This is a genomic window from Rhizobium sp. YAF28 (assembly GCF_052113285.1).
In the GTDB taxonomy this organism is placed as follows: Bacteria; Pseudomonadota; Alphaproteobacteria; order Rhizobiales; family Rhizobiaceae; genus Rhizobium.
Window position 1 is genome coordinate 213518 of the sequence record NZ_JBFRCX010000004.1, and the last position, 13274, is coordinate 226791.

Here is a 13274-nt window from a genome sequence, read left to right on the forward strand (position 1 = left end):
GTTTTCAGGAATCCGCTAAAAATTTAGTGATCCGCCTTTTTCGGCTTCTGCAGCATCTCATCGAGAATGACGCAGCCGGCGCCGACAGTGATGAAACTGTCAGCGAGATTGAACACGGCGAAAGACCAGGTTTCCGTGTGGAAGAGGATGTAGTCGATCACATGGCCATAGGCGAAACGGTCGATGAGATTGCCGATCGCCCCCGCAATGATGAGCGCATATCCGAGATGCGCCAGCCAGCGGTCCTTGGCGGTGCGATGCCAGAGAAAAAGCACGAAAGCGACGATGATCAGACGCATCCCCACGATGAACCAGCCGTCCATACCCGACAGCATCGAGAAGGCGACGCCGAGATTGTAGGTGCGGTAGAGCGCCAGCATCGGAATGACGGGAATCGCTTCCTGCAGCGGCAGGTAATGATCGACGGCGATCTTGACGATCTGGTCGAGGATGACGGCGATCACGATGAAGATCAGGATCGGCAGCGGTCGCGAGAAGAGCGCCGGGCGTGCGGTCGCAAGATCAGTCATTTGCCCTCGGACAGTGAGAGGAGATGGCGGCGTGCCTCGAAAAGCATGACGGCGGTGGCAACGGCGAGATTGAGGGAATCGGCGCGGCCCTGCTGGGGAATGCGGGCAAGCGCATCGGCTTCCTTGGCAAGCTGGTCCGGCAGGCCGGATTGTTCGTTGCCCATCAACAGCACGACCGGTTTTTTCTTGTAATCGATCGTGCGGTAATCGACCGAGCCGGCAAGGTGGGTCGCAACAACGGAAACGCCGGCCTGCTTCTTCCAGGCGGTGAATTCCTCTGCCGTCGCATGGGCAATCGGAACGGCAAAGACCGAGCCCATGGTGGCCCGCACCGTTTCCAGCGAGAAGGGATCGGTCGTCTCGCCGACAAGGATGACGCCAGAAGCGCCGGCCGCGTCGGCCGTACGGATGATTGTTCCGAGATTGCCGGGATCGCGCACGCGGTCGAGCGCTACCCAGGTCTCGCCATCCTTTGGCCTGACATCCCTAAGCTTTGTCCAGCGTGTTTCGAAAATGCCGACCACCATCTGCGGATTGTCGCGCCGGGTGATGGAGGAGATCACCTTCTCGTTGACTTCGAGCACGAGACCGCCGGAGGCGACGGTCTTTGCCGCCATCTGTTCGACCAGCGGCTTGCCCTTGGCGGCCTTGGCATAGACAAGCGTGCGGATCGTCCAGCCGAGCTCGATCGCATCGATGACGAGCTTCAGCCCTTCGGCCATGAAGGTGCCGCTCTCTTCGCGCGACTTCTTGTTGGTCAGCGCCTTGATGTCCTTGATGATCGGATTGGCAAGCGAGGTGACTTCCTTCACATGCCCGACCCTGCGGGGGCCTCGATCGTGGAATTCGTTCATTTCGGCACCCAGCGGGAAAAGAGAGAGGTAGAGAGTGCGCGGCCCGGCGTCTTGCCGTCGAGGCCGGCCTCGCGGATGACGAGCTCGCCGGATTCGACCACGCCGTCGGCCCCGCGCATCGTCTCGCGCATCAACTCGTGAATGGAATAGAAGCTCGCCCGGATCGAATAGGCCGTCAACACAAGGCCGACGGCCTTCGGCGACAGGATCTCGCGGCAGATATCCAGCATCAACGGCAGGTGCTCGAAAAGGTGCCAGACCTCGCCATTCGGACCGCGGCCGAATTTCGGTGGGTCGGTGAGGATAATGTCGTACTGACTGCCGCGCCGTTCCTCACGCAGGATGAATTTCATCGCATCCTCGCAGATCCAGCGGATCGGCAGCTTTTCCATGCGTCCCAACGCCTGGTTTTCACGCGCCCAGCCGATCGCCTTCTTCGAGGCATCGACATGGGTGACTTCCGCACCGGCAGCCGCGGCGACCAGCGAGGCAACGCCCGTATAACCGAAAAGGTTCAGCACCTTCAGCGGCCGTCCGGCGCTTTCCACCTGTTGTTTCATCCAGCTCCAGTGAACGATCTGCTCTGGAAAGACCCCGACATGCCGGAAAGAGGTGAAGCGGCCGAAGAAATCGACGCCGAGCAGGTTGAGCGGCCAGGTTTCGCCAAGCGCTTCCTTCGGAAAACGCCAGCGACCGGTGCCTTCTTCATCCGTATCGCCGGTGAAGGCAGCATCGACCTTCTCCCAGACATGGGCGGGCAGCGACGGCTGCCAAAGTGCCTGTCCCTCCGGCCGCACGACCCGATAGGGGCCGTATTGTTCAAGTTTCTGACCGTTGCCGCTGTCGATCAGATGGAAATCGCCGGCACCCGTCGATTCCAGGATGACAGGCACGCGCTCTGCAGGCCGCTCGCCGTGGCGCGCCGTCAGCGGGCGTTCGATTACCGCTGGAACGGCTGCCGGTGGGCGCTGTTCGCGCGCTGGTGCCGCCTTCGTCTTCTCCGGCTTTGCAGGCCGCGCATCGGAGCGGCGTCCGCCCGAAGGGCCTGTCGCTACCTTCGCGCTAGGCCGGCGTTCTCTTTGTTTCAACGTGGTCTTCCGCGTCTTAAATTCAATTGAGCCAGTGCAAATAGCATCCCGTCCGACCTTGGCAAAGCGCTTTCCCGTTATGATATGGTCAGACCATAGAAATGGGGAATTGCTGATGGATCTGATCGGGGAGGAACGCATCGCCGCGCGGCCGGATGTTGTATGGGCGGCCATGAACGATCCCGATATCATCAGGCAATGCATTCCCGGCTGCCAGAGCGTGGAAAAGTTGTCGCCCACGCAATTCCTGGCAACCGTCAAAGTCGGCTTCGGCCTGTTTTCTGTGACGTTCCACGGCGAGATCAAGCTTTCGAACGTCGATGCGCCGCGCAGTTACACCATCGCCGCGGAAGGGCGGGGCGGCATTGCTGGCTTTGCCAGGGGCGAAGCCGATGTCACCTTGGTGGATGAGGGACTGCACACCCTGCTGCGTTATAGTGCGGACGGCGATACGGGTGGCCGGATTGCCGAGCTCGGCGGTCGGCTGATCCGCACCACGCTGGAAAAGCTCGCGCGACGCTTCTGGGGGAGCTTCAATGCCGCTGTCATCGAAAAGGCCGCAGGCTAGGCACATGGGCTTGGCATCCTCCTTAATCCCTTTTACGCAAGACCGATGACCTGGAAAATCCGACCCAATTGCGCCGAAGACGTGACGCAGCTTGCCGACATCTACCTGTCTGTCCGGCGCCAGACCTTCACCTGGGTTGATCCCGGCAAGTTTCATCGGGAGGATTTTGCCGCCCACACTAACGGCGAGGTCGTTTCCGTCTGCGAGGGACCCGACGGGAAGATCGCCGGTTTTATCTCGATCTGGGCGGCGGATGATTTCATCCACATGCTCTATATCCTGCCTGAATTCCAGGGCAAAGGCGCGGGAACCGCCCTGCTGCAATCGCTCCCGGGCTGGCCAGAGCATAACTATCGGCTGAAATGCCTCGTCAACAACCGCGACGCCAAGGCCTTCTATCTGGCACATGGCTTTCAGGTCACCGGCAGAGGTGCCTCACCCGAAGGCGATTATGAAGAGCTGAGTTTCACTCCGGCGCCAGTGGAATAACGGCAGTCATCGCGAGGGCAACTGCCCGACGATCTCTTCTGCGCGCGTCTTGTGACGATCTGCTTCGCCCTGCCAGCGGATCGCCTCCTTGGCTTCGACGCGTGCGCGCTTGCGGTGCTTGCCCTGGTTGAACCAGGTCGCAGCAGAGCCCACCAGCATGCCGATGATAAAAGCGATCAGCAGGAAAACGAAGAAAGGCGCGGCCAGGGAAAGAACCTGATCCTCCGGCCGGAACGGATTGAAGGCAAGCGTTACACTCTGCCGGTTGGCGACGCAGAAGATGATCAGGATGACGCCAAGCGGCAGCAAAATCAAAAGGTTGATGATCTTCTTGGTCATGTCGGTCTCCGCGCCGGTTTAGCGAAGGCAAGCTTCGTTGACGCCAGAATAGAAGTGCGGCGGAGAAGTTCAAGTGCGGCTTGATGCCTGATGCCGAGGATCAATCCTCTTCGTCGGCTTGTCCGGGGTTCAGGCGCTCGCGCAGTTCCTTGCCGGTCTTGAAGAAGGGTACCCACTTCTCCTCGACGAAGACCGTATCGCCGGTGCGCGGGTTGCGGCCGGAACGGGAAGGGCGGTTCTTTACGGAAAATGCACCGAAGCCGCGCAGTTCGACGCGGTTGCCGGCGGCAAGCGCATCAGTGATCTCGTCGAGGACCGCATTGACGATATTTTCAACATCGCGGTGGTAGAGATGCGGATTGCGTGCCGCAACAATCTGCACCAATTCGGACTTGATCACGGTCGCCCCCTTAAATTATTGATTTCTTGTTCAATCCTGGCCAACCTGCCAAACTGAAAGCAGCCCGTCAAGAAGCAACTTTGGGGGCAGGATGCCGTTGAGATCCTGACTTTTGACAAGATCACCATAACCAAGGATCGTAATCAACCGGGAAACAGCTCCAGCGAGTAAGAAGGGCGTATTGCTCTTCTTGTCCCAGTCGACGACCGGCAGTTTGTCGCTGACGTTTCGGGAGGTCAGATAGGCGCGAATTTCCGGCTGTCCACCGACCGCATCGATGAGTTTCACCTTCAGCGCTTGCCGGCCCGTGTAGATCGTTCCGTCGGCAAGCTTCAGCACTTCGTCATGCGGCAATTTGCGCCGGTCGGCAACGAGGTTGACGAACCAGTCGTAACTGTCGAGAACCATGTTGCGGATCATGGCCTTGGCTTCTTCACTGGTGTCGTGGAACGGCGAGGGCTCGGCCTTGAGCGGAGAGGATTTGATCTCCTGCAACGAGACGCCGAGCTTGTCGAGCAGTGGCTGGATCTGCGGGTACTGGAAGATGACGCCGATCGAGCCAGTGATCGAGCTTTCGCCCGCGATGATCGTATCGCCGGCCGTCGCAATCATATAGCCTGCGGAGGCTGCAAGCGTCCTGACGTCGGAGACGACGGGCTTCTTTTCCGCAATCGCCCGGATCGCCTTGAAGATCTTTTCGCCGCCATAGGTCGTGCCGCCCGGCGAGGAGATCGAGATCACGACTGCCTTGACCTGATCATTGTCCTTGATCTTTTCCAGTCTCTCGAGCAACTCGTCATCATCGGTGATCAGGCCGGAGATCGTCACATGGGCGATATGGGGCCGCGCGGTGCTGCCTTCGCTGAAGGCAAAATTATAAAGCGCAAAGCCGAGCGCGACGAGCAGCACGACCGCGGCAAGGCGCCAGAAGCCAAGCCTGCGGCGCAGCAGCCGGCGGTCTGCGATGATCGAGCTGTCCATTCCAACCTCCAGAGACGAAACCCAACGGCGGTACTCCGCCGCTGGGGAGATAAGGCGCACGCTGCCGCGAGAAAATGCCTCGGGAACCTGCTATTTTCGGTTTAGTTGCTTGTTGCAGAAAAAAATCCATATTGGCAAGCCAATGTAATAATGCGAAACGAACTGTGATTGGCGCCCGGCATTGCTATATAAGCGGCACGATCATCACACACGGACCAGGCATATGCTCGATACCCTCAGGAACAACGGGAAGCCCGCATACGCGGGGCCAAAGGACAGTGCCTATGGCCTTGCCCGGTTCCATTCCGCGCGTGTTCGCCGCCTGAAGTTCTTGCTGCCGGGTGCAGCCCTCATCATTTCCCTCATCTTCATCGCCGTCTCGGTGATCCGCACTTACCTGCCGGAAACCATTAAGATCGAGGGCGCCAAAATCGAGAACGGCAAGGTCGTGATGGAAAAGCCGGCAATCGCCGGCCGCAACTCCGACGGCATCAACTATTCGATGCTCGCCGAACGCGCACTGCAGGATATTCGCAATCCAGATCTCATCACGCTGGAGACGATCAAGGCCGCCGTGCCGATGAACGACGGCCTGATGGCCCGCGTGACCGCGGCGACGGCAGATTTCAATCGCGCCACGGACAATCTGCATATGACGGCGCCGTTCACGCTTGTTCTGAGCAGCGGTCTCGTTGCGAATTTTCAGTCTGCACACCTTGATATCAAGGGTGGAAACATGACGACGGATGATCCCGTCAGAATTACCAAGGACAATGCTTCGATTGTTGCGCGGTCGATGAATATAACCGATAAGGGGCGCGTGATCACATTCGAGGGGAACGTTCGCATGAATGTTGATTCATCCACCATCCATAAACAGGGCACCTAAAGAGCCGGGTCACATGACAAAAGATTGTCGCATTTCAACTCGCAAGACTGGCGTAGCTTTTATCACAGGCGCGCTTGCCTTCGTCCTGTCGGTCGCGGGGGCGGCCGCCCAGTCGACGACGATGCCTGGCATGAAGCTTTCCAGCGATCAGCCGATCCAGATTGAAAGCAACAAGCTGGAAATCCATGACCAGGAACACACGGCGCTCTTCACTGGCGACGTCAAGGTTGTTCAGGGCACGACGACGTTGCAAGCCGGCAAGATGACGGTCTATTACAAAGACAAGGCGAAGCAGCCGGCAGCGGGCGATGCTGCCACCAAGCCGGCACCTGCTGCCGAGACGGCTCCGGTCGCTGCAGAACAGTCGAGCTCGCTTGCCTCGGGTAGTGCCGATATCGATAAGATCCTGGTGACCGACAAGGTTTACCTGACGTCGGGTACGCAGACGGCGACCGCCGATGATGGCAATTTCGATATGACCTCGCAGGTCTTTATCCTCACGGGCAAGAAGGTCGTGCTGACCGATGGCCCGAACGTCTTTACCGGCTGCCAGCTCACGGTTCACATGGCGACCGGTCAGGCGGAGCTTGAAAGCTGCGGTGGTCGTGTCCAGATTCAGCTCGATCCAAAATCGCAGCCGAGTCAGCAGCCAAAGCAGAACTGAGAAGTCGGCCTTTCACGTGAAGCTATTCTCTCTATCCACCAAGTCCGGCAGAGCCGCAACGGAAGCCGCGGCTCCTGTCGACAAGGCTCGTTATCAGGGAACGCTGATCGCACGCGGTCTGACCAAGACCTATGCGACGCGGCGTGTCGTCAATGGCGTCTCGCTAGTCGTGCGGCGTGGTGAGGCTGTGGGCCTGCTGGGGCCTAACGGTGCCGGTAAGACGACCTGTTTCTACATGATCACCGGCCTCGTGCCTGTTGATGAGGGAACGATCGAAATCGACGGCAACGACGTGACGACGATGCCGATGTATCGTCGCTCCCGCCTCGGCGTCGGCTACTTGCCGCAGGAAGCCTCGATCTTCCGTGGGCTGACGGTGGAGGAGAATATCCGCGCCGTCCTTGAGGTGCATGAAAAGGACAAGACGGCGCGTGAGCGCAAGCTCGACGAACTGCTTGAGGAGTTTCACATCGCGAAGCTCCGCAAGAGTGCCGCCGTGGCTCTCTCGGGCGGTGAACGCCGACGCCTGGAAATTGCCCGCGCACTTGCGACCGACCCGACCTTCATGCTGCTCGACGAGCCCTTTGCAGGTGTCGACCCGATCTCGGTTGCCGATATTCAGAACCTCGTGCATCATTTGACGGCACGCGGCATTGGCGTTCTCATCACCGACCACAATGTGCGTGAGACGTTGGGGCTGATCGACCGGGCCTATATTATCCATGCTGGCGAAGTGCTGACCCATGGACGCGCGAACGACATCGTCAACAATCCGGAAGTGCGCCGGCTTTACTTGGGCGACAATTTCAGTCTCTGAACCGGTCCTGGACGACAGAAAATTGCGGCTGCGGCATAGGTTCCGCTTGACCAAGTAGGATAAAAAAGCAATTTTTGGGCCAACTCGGAATTCCGTGGCCTGAAATCTTCATCAGACGCGGTTTCCTGGAGGAGTCGAGGGAGTTTCGCGTCCGCCATGGCCCTGTCTGCCAATCTTTTTCTGCGACAGAACCAGTCCCTGGTAATGACACCGCAACTGATGCAATCCATCCAGTTGCTGCAGATGACGCATGTCGAACTCACTCAGTTCATCGCCCAGGAAGTGGAGAAGAACCCACTTCTGGAACTTCCGTCGGACGAGGGCGAGGCCGGGGAACGCGGCGAGGCTGCGGACGAACCATACCCGCAGCAAACGGATGGTGCGGGGGACGGCGAATATGAGGATCGCGGCGAAACGCTGTCCGGCGACTGGTACGATAATGGCAGCTCAAGCCGGCTGAGTGACGAGCTGGATGCCAATTACACCAATGTCTTCCCCGATGACGGCGCACCGCAGCGCCTCGACGCCCCCGAGCTCATCAGCCAGTGGAAATCCATGCCGGGCAGCGCCGAAGGTGCTGACAGCAATTACGATCTCGATGAGTTCGTCGCCGGTCAGGTCTCTTTGCGCGACCACCTTGCCCAGCAGATACCCTTCATATTGCCCGATATGGCCGATCGCCTGATTGCCCAGAATCTGGTCGATCAGCTCGACGATGCCGGCTATCTGCAGGCCGATGTCGCGGAAGCCGGCGAGCGTCTCGGTACCGATGCAGATGACATCGAGCGCGTGCTCTCAGCGCTGCAGACGCTCGATCCGCCCGGCGTGTTCGCCCGTAGCCTTGCCGAATGCCTGGCGATCCAGCTTCGCCAGAAGGATCGTTTCGATCCCGCCATGCAGGCGCTGGTCGAAAATCTCGAATTGCTGGCGCGCCGCGACTTCGTCACCCTGAAACGCCTCTGCGGCGTCGATGAGGAAGACCTGCTCGACATGCTCGCCGAAATCCGCCAACTCAATCCGAAGCCCGGCAGCGGTTTCGAGGCTGGCGTTTCAGAGGCGATCATGCCTGACGTCGTGGTCCGCCCCTCCTCGGATGGCGCCTGGCTGGTCGAGCTCAACCCGGATACGCTGCCGCGGGTCCTCGTCAATCAGTCCTATTTTTCGCGCGTCGCGAAGAACGGCGAGGATCACGCCTTCCTCTCCGAATGTCTGCAGACCGCCAACTGGCTGACGCGCAGCCTGGATCAGCGCGCCAAGACCATCATGAAGGTCGCAAGCGAGATCGTGCGCCAGCAGGATGCCTTCCTCTTGCACGGCGTCGATCATCTGCGGCCGCTGAACCTGAAGACGGTGGCCGAGGCGATCAAGATGCATGAATCGACGGTCAGCCGTGTCACGTCGAATAAATACATGCTGACGCCGCGCGGCCTCTTCGAACTGAAATACTTTTTCACGGTTTCGATTAGCGCCGTCGAGGGCGGTGACAGTCATTCGGCTGAAGCAGTTCGCCACAAGATCCGGACGCTGATCCTGCAGGAAAGCCCGGATGCGGTACTCTCCGACGATGATATCGTCGATATGCTCAAAAAGGGCGGCATCGATCTCGCTCGTCGTACGGTCGCCAAATACCGCGAGGCGATGAACATCGCCTCTTCCGTCCAGCGCCGCAGGGAAAAGCGCGCAGTGGCCAAGGTCGCCGGTTTCTGACTTGCAACGCCGGGGCGAGCCGATGATCGCCGCTTGGAACCGTTGATGGCGGAGACATCCCAATTTCATGGGATTTTCAGTGCACGTTTTCCGCGTATGCTAGACCTCGCTGTGCCGGGCTATTGACTTTTCGGGAGGCTGTCGCTAGAAGCCCGCCGCAATCGGAGCAGCAAAGTGCATCCGGGCATTATCCCCATCATCCTCACAGCAACAGGGACACGCAGACTTGAGCTCATCTTGCTTGAGATTGCGCGAAGTGCTTGGATGAGGTTGAGGCTTGGCGTAAACTGGTACTCGCAAACTACCATAAGAAGGGAAACTCCATGAGTGTGCGTGTATCCGGTAAACATATGGAAATTGGTGACTCCTTCCGTCAAAAGATCGAGGACCAAATCGGTTTGGCCGTCACGAAATACTTCGACGGGGGATATTCCGGTCAGGTGATCGTGGAGAAGTCGAACTCCCGTTTTTCCGCCGATTGCAAGCTTCATCTCGATAGCGGCGTCGTGCTGCATGCGGCAGGCGAGGCCATGGATCCGCAGATTGCCTTTGATGCGGCATCCGAGCGTATCGAGAAGCGGCTGCGCCGCTACAAACGGAAGCTCAAGGATCACCACGCCGGAAATCATCTGAACGGTAACGGCTTTGCAGAAGTCGCCTATACCGTCATGGACGCGGTTCCCGATCATGAAGACGAGGTTCCGGACGATTTCGCTCCGGCCATCGTCGCCGAAAGCACCAAGCAGCTCAAGACGATGTCTGTTGCAACCGCCGTCATGGCGCTCGACATGACCGACGAGCCGCTTCTCCTGTTCCGCAGCCCTGGCAAGGAACAGCTCAACATCGTTTACCGTCGTCACGACGGAAATATTGGCTGGATCGATTCGGCCAATATCAAAGGCTGAGATCAGGGCGGGGGAGCGGCGCAGGGCGCCGCTCCCCCGGACCCGTGCTCTCGGCGACAGAAGGAAAAAGAAATGGCATTGGCAGATTTGCTGCACCAGGATGCGATCATTCCCGCCCTCAGGGTAAATTCCAAGAAACAGTTGCTTCAGGAATTGGCAGCAAAAGCCTCCAGGACTACGGGGCTTTCCGAACGGGAAATCTTCGATGTGATCCTGCAGCGCGAACGCTTGGGCTCGACCGGTGTCGGCAACGGCATCGCCATTCCCCACGGCAAGCTCGTCAATATCCACTCCATCGTCGGCATTTTCGCCCGGCTGGAACAGCCCGTCGATTTCGAAGCGCTGGACGACCAGCCGGTCGATCTGGTGTTTCTGCTTCTGGCGCCGGAAGGCGCCGGTGCCGATCACCTCAAGGCGCTTTCGCGCATCGCCCGTGTCCTGCGCGACCACGATCTGGTCGCCAAGCTGCGCGCGACCGATTCCGCTTCGGCGATTTATGCCTTCCTCAATGAAGAGCAGACGTCGAACGCTGCCTGACGATCTACCCGGAATGCAAAAAAAGGCGCCTGATCGCTCAGGCGCCTTTTTCTTGTCATGCGATCAGCGATCAGAACTCTTCCCAATTGTCCTGGGCAACAGCGGCTGAGCCGCGAGACTGTGCAACGGCCCGGCGCGGTGCCGGAGCAGCCGCGCGTGGCGCCGGCGCAGCCGGTGCGCGCATCTGCTGTGCGGTGGAGCGCAGTGCTGTCGCGGCATTTCGCTGGCCGGAGACGCGGAAGCGGGTGACCAGTGTCTTCAGCGTCTGAGCCTCGTCGTTCAGCGTCACGCTGGCAGCAGTGGTTTCTTCCACCATCGCGGCGTTCTGCTGCGTGACCTGGTCCATCTGGTTCACGGCCTGGTTGATCTCCTTCAGGCCGATGGCCTGTTCGCTGGCCGAGGCCGAGATCTGACGGATAAGGCCGTTGATGCCCATCACCTGCTCGGCAATCTTGTGCAGCGTCTCGCCGGCACGGCCGACGAGATCGACGCCTTCCTTGACCTGGACGGCCGAGGTGTTGATGAGTGTCTTGATCTCCTTGGCGGCATTCGCCGAACGCTGAGCGAGTTCCCGGACTTCCTGTGCGACGACTGCAAAGCCCTTGCCTGCTTCACCGGCGCGGGCCGCTTCGACACCGGCGTTCAGAGCCAGAAGATTCGTCTGGAAGGCGATCTCGTCGATAACACCGATGATGCGCGAAACTTCCGTCGAGGACTGTTCGATACCGTGCATGGAGGCAATCGCCTTCTGCACCACTTCACCTGATTTCTCGGCGTCTTCGCAAGCGAGATTGACGTTGTCAGCTGCGGTGCGGGCGTTCTCGGCGCTGGAATTGACCTGGGCGGTCAGCTCGTTGAGCGCCGCTGCCGTCTCTTCCAGACTTGCCGCCTGCTGCTCGGTGCGCTTGGCAAGGTCGGAGGCGCTGTTGCTGATTTCGCCCGTACCCGAACCGATATTGATGACGCTGAGGCTCATCGTGTTGATGGTTTCCTCGAGGCTTGCCAGAGCGGCATTGAAGTCCTGCTTCAACTTGCCGTATTCGCCGGGGAATTCCTCTGTAATGCGGTGGCCGAGATTGCCCTGTGACAATTCGGAAAGGCCTGCACCGACGATCGAGACGATGTGACGCTGCAGGTTGACCGATTGTTGGCGTTCCGATTCCGAGCGACCGCGTTCGGTTTCGGCGGCAAGGCGCTGGTTGTCGGCCTCGGCTTCGAGACGCCGCGTATCGGCAAGCGCGAAGCGGAAGCCTTCGAGAGCCTTGGCGACCGAGCCGATTTCATCGGCACGGTTCTGGCCGGCAACCGTTTCGTCGTATTTTCCGTCGCTCAGCGCCTTGACGCTGGAAACGAGGCCAGCGAGCGGACGCTGAACAAGCGCGCGGACGGCGAAGTAGAGGGCGAGCAGCACGGCGCCGAGGACGATGATGCCGTTGATGACCATCATGAAGGTCTGGTCCTGAACCGGAGCATTGATCGCCGTGTGCGGGACGTCGACCAGCACGACCCAGTTGGCGTTCAGGCCGGGAACTGCGAAGGGATAGACGACGCGGTCGAAGGGATCGAGGCCGTCGAAGCTGAGGTTCCTGACGAGGCCGACCTTCATGGACGAAAGCGCAGCCTTTACGTCAGCCGAGCCAGGATTGTCGCCATAAGGCTTCGACATTAGGTCGGGGGTCGGAGCGACGATCCAGTTGCCGTTCTGGGCGATCAGCGTTACACGGCCGGAGCCGAAGGGGCGCAGCGCCTGCACCTTGTCGGTGAGCGACTTCAGCGAGATATCGACGCCTTCCACACCGATCATCTTGCCACCGGACATGACCGGATAGGCAATCGAAGTCAGCAGGGTCGGAACGTCGGTGCCTTCTGCGAGGTAGGGCGCCGTGATCGCACCCTTGCCGCTGTCGGCGGCGAGCTTCCACCACTCTGCGGTATAGTCATTGTCGAAGGTCGAGAACTGGATGTCACCGGTCCTGTTCTTCGACCAGTAAGGCGTGAAGGCGCCGACCTTGTTGGTGCCTTCATCATTGTTGTTGGCGATTTCCGTGGTCTTGCCGTCGAAGGCGCCAAGCTGCTCGCAGAACCAGCTGCCGAAGGCGAAAGCGTTCTGTTCGAGATTGGCCTTCAGAATGCTGATGATGCCCTTGCGATCGAGGATCTTGCCTTCATGTCCGCGTCCGACGACGCCGGACATGGTGCGGGCAGCACTCGCAAGCTCGCCGACATTGGCTGCAATCTCGTTGGCGATCGACTTGGCTTCCGAATTGGCCTGATCCAGCGTCAGGGTCTGGACGCGGTTACGGGTCTGGTCGATGAGGAAGAGGTTCGAAACGACAAGCACCAGTGCAATGGCGGCACCGGTAATGACGATGAGCTTCGCCGCAAGCGATTTCATTCTGAAAATGAACATAGATTCCTCGGGGCAAGGACGCGCCGAAGGGCCATTCTCCGGCGCAGCGGGTAAGGCACGCTCTATCATGGAGCAGCCGTGGGGTTGACCGCCTCG

The 13274-nt window shown here is 59.5% G+C and carries 15 protein-coding genes; 8 read left to right on the forward strand and 7 right to left on the reverse strand.

What is annotated here, in order from left to right; translation table 11 throughout:
• Nucleotides 1-23: 23 nt before the first annotated feature.
• The 3 genes from lspA to AB4Z13_RS11100 are packed head-to-tail and all read right to left on the reverse strand — an operon-like array spanning nt 24 to nt 2472.
• Entirely contained in the window at nt 24-530 is a 507-nt protein-coding gene (gene lspA / locus AB4Z13_RS11090) for a signal peptidase II (RefSeq protein WP_439013944.1), read from the reverse strand.
• Nucleotides 527-1384 (reverse strand): TrmH family RNA methyltransferase, encoded by an 858-nt coding sequence (locus AB4Z13_RS11095; protein WP_439020296.1) that lies wholly within the window; start codon nt 1382-1384, stop codon nt 527-529. Before AB4Z13_RS11095 ends, lspA begins: the two co-directional genes overlap by 4 nt.
• Entirely contained in the window at nt 1381-2472 is a 1092-nt protein-coding gene (locus AB4Z13_RS11100) for a class I SAM-dependent methyltransferase (RefSeq protein ID WP_439013947.1), read from the reverse strand. The genes AB4Z13_RS11095 and AB4Z13_RS11100 overlap by 4 nt, the downstream gene beginning before the upstream one ends.
• A gap of 115 nt (nt 2473-2587) precedes the next feature.
• On the opposite strand from AB4Z13_RS11100, the gene AB4Z13_RS11105 reads away from it, so the two are divergent.
• Nucleotides 2588-3040, forward strand: coding sequence for a CoxG family protein (locus tag AB4Z13_RS11105; protein WP_439013948.1), 453 nt, complete (start codon nt 2588-2590; stop codon nt 3038-3040).
• A gap of 45 nt (nt 3041-3085) precedes the next feature.
• Entirely contained in the window at nt 3086-3529 is a 444-nt protein-coding gene (locus AB4Z13_RS11110; RefSeq protein WP_439013949.1) for a GNAT family N-acetyltransferase, read from the forward strand.
• A gap of 6 nt (nt 3530-3535) precedes the next feature.
• Here the strand turns inward: AB4Z13_RS11110 and AB4Z13_RS11115 are convergent, their stop codons facing one another.
• The 3 genes from AB4Z13_RS11115 to sppA all read right to left on the reverse strand — a co-directional run bounded on the left by AB4Z13_RS11115 (nt 3536) and on the right by sppA (nt 5249).
• A complete protein-coding gene (locus tag AB4Z13_RS11115; RefSeq protein ID WP_037100920.1) occupies nt 3536-3868 on the reverse strand; it encodes a LapA family protein in 333 nt (110 codons plus the stop codon).
• 100 nt (nt 3869-3968) lie between these two features.
• Nucleotides 3969-4268: an integration host factor subunit beta gene (locus AB4Z13_RS11120; protein WP_003544934.1), complete on the reverse strand. Its 300-nt coding sequence runs from the start codon at nt 4266-4268 to the stop codon at nt 3969-3971.
• A gap of 30 nt (nt 4269-4298) precedes the next feature.
• Nucleotides 4299-5249, reverse strand: a complete 951-nt coding sequence (gene sppA, locus AB4Z13_RS11125) for a signal peptide peptidase SppA (RefSeq protein ID WP_113325065.1) — start codon at nt 5247-5249, stop codon at nt 4299-4301.
• A gap of 223 nt (nt 5250-5472) precedes the next feature.
• Here sppA and lptC point away from each other — a divergent pair, with 223 nt between their 5' ends.
• The 6 genes from lptC to ptsN all read left to right on the forward strand — a co-directional run bounded on the left by lptC (nt 5473) and on the right by ptsN (nt 10768).
• Nucleotides 5473-6138: an LPS export ABC transporter periplasmic protein LptC gene (lptC, locus tag AB4Z13_RS11130; protein WP_113325066.1), complete on the forward strand. Its 666-nt coding sequence runs from the start codon at nt 5473-5475 to the stop codon at nt 6136-6138.
• Nucleotides 6139-6151: 13 nt separating this feature from the next.
• Nucleotides 6152-6802, forward strand: a complete 651-nt coding sequence (locus AB4Z13_RS11135) for an LptA/OstA family protein (protein WP_113325067.1) — start codon at nt 6152-6154, stop codon at nt 6800-6802.
• Between the two features lie 16 nt (nt 6803-6818).
• Nucleotides 6819-7619: an LPS export ABC transporter ATP-binding protein gene (gene lptB / locus AB4Z13_RS11140; protein WP_113325068.1), complete on the forward strand. Its 801-nt coding sequence runs from the start codon at nt 6819-6821 to the stop codon at nt 7617-7619.
• 156 nt (nt 7620-7775) lie between these two features.
• Nucleotides 7776-9326: an RNA polymerase factor sigma-54 gene (gene rpoN, locus AB4Z13_RS11145; protein ID WP_439013950.1), complete on the forward strand. Its 1551-nt coding sequence runs from the start codon at nt 7776-7778 to the stop codon at nt 9324-9326.
• 323 nt (nt 9327-9649) lie between these two features.
• Nucleotides 9650-10231: a ribosome hibernation-promoting factor, HPF/YfiA family gene (gene hpf, locus AB4Z13_RS11150; RefSeq protein WP_007814977.1), complete on the forward strand. Its 582-nt coding sequence runs from the start codon at nt 9650-9652 to the stop codon at nt 10229-10231.
• 72 nt (nt 10232-10303) lie between these two features.
• On the forward strand, nt 10304-10768 hold the full coding sequence (ptsN, locus tag AB4Z13_RS11155) for a PTS IIA-like nitrogen regulatory protein PtsN (protein ID WP_029868958.1): 465 nt from the start codon (nt 10304-10306) through the stop codon (nt 10766-10768).
• A gap of 70 nt (nt 10769-10838) precedes the next feature.
• On the opposite strand, the gene AB4Z13_RS11160 is transcribed toward ptsN, so the two are convergent.
• The gene (locus AB4Z13_RS11160; RefSeq protein WP_442206005.1) at nt 10839-13178 is read right to left on the reverse strand and encodes a methyl-accepting chemotaxis protein; all 2340 of its coding nucleotides are present in this window, start codon (nt 13176-13178) and stop codon (nt 10839-10841) included.
• Nucleotides 13179-13274 lie beyond the last annotated feature (96 nt).

Excerpts from the sequence above, each read along its gene's own strand:
- lspA (WP_439013944.1), bottom strand. The coding sequence starts at position 530 with ATGACTGATCTTGCGACCGCACGCCCGGCGCTCTTCTCGCGACCGCTG.
- AB4Z13_RS11095 (WP_439020296.1), bottom strand. The coding sequence starts at position 1,384 with ATGAACGAATTCCACGATCGAGGCCCCCGCAGGGTCGGGCATGTGAAG.
- rpoN (WP_439013950.1), top strand. The coding sequence starts at position 7,776 with ATGGCCCTGTCTGCCAATCTTTTTCTGCGACAGAACCAGTCCCTGGTA.
- AB4Z13_RS11105 (WP_439013948.1), top strand. The coding sequence starts at position 2,588 with ATGGATCTGATCGGGGAGGAACGCATCGCCGCGCGGCCGGATGTTGTA.
- AB4Z13_RS11160 (WP_442206005.1), bottom strand. The coding sequence starts at position 13,178 with ATGTTCATTTTCAGAATGAAATCGCTTGCGGCGAAGCTCATCGTCATT.
- AB4Z13_RS11115 (WP_037100920.1), bottom strand. The coding sequence starts at position 3,868 with ATGACCAAGAAGATCATCAACCTTTTGATTTTGCTGCCGCTTGGCGTC.
- hpf (WP_007814977.1), top strand. The coding sequence starts at position 9,650 with ATGAGTGTGCGTGTATCCGGTAAACATATGGAAATTGGTGACTCCTTC.
- AB4Z13_RS11135 (WP_113325067.1), top strand. The coding sequence starts at position 6,152 with ATGACAAAAGATTGTCGCATTTCAACTCGCAAGACTGGCGTAGCTTTT.
- lptC (WP_113325066.1), top strand. The coding sequence starts at position 5,473 with ATGCTCGATACCCTCAGGAACAACGGGAAGCCCGCATACGCGGGGCCA.
- sppA (WP_113325065.1), bottom strand. The coding sequence starts at position 5,249 with ATGGACAGCTCGATCATCGCAGACCGCCGGCTGCTGCGCCGCAGGCTT.
- ptsN (WP_029868958.1), top strand. The coding sequence starts at position 10,304 with ATGGCATTGGCAGATTTGCTGCACCAGGATGCGATCATTCCCGCCCTC.
- AB4Z13_RS11110 (WP_439013949.1), top strand. The coding sequence starts at position 3,086 with ATGACCTGGAAAATCCGACCCAATTGCGCCGAAGACGTGACGCAGCTT.